General features: G+C 61.0%; 1 pseudogene. It reads left to right on the forward strand.

From position 1 onward, the window contains the following. Positions 1 to 236: pseudogene (locus ACPYOI_RS37060) on the forward strand (UvrD-helicase domain-containing protein); the annotation flags it as partial.

Raw genomic sequence — 236 nt, forward strand, 5'->3', positions numbered from 1 at the left:
TCGCCGCCTACGTCGAGGCCAAGCAGAGCCAGAACGTCCTCGATTAAGACGACTTGCTGCTTTACTGGGCACAGATGGTTGCCGAACCGATGATCACCGGGGATATCGGCAGCCGCTTCGACCATGTGCTCGTTGACGAGTACCAGGACACGACCCCCTTGCAGTCTTCTATCCTGCGGGCGGCGAATCCCGGAGGCCACGGGCTGCTCGTCGTCGGGGACGATGCACAATCGATC

The sequence above is a fragment of the Rhizobium sp. SVR5-2C genome (genome assembly GCF_056755115.1).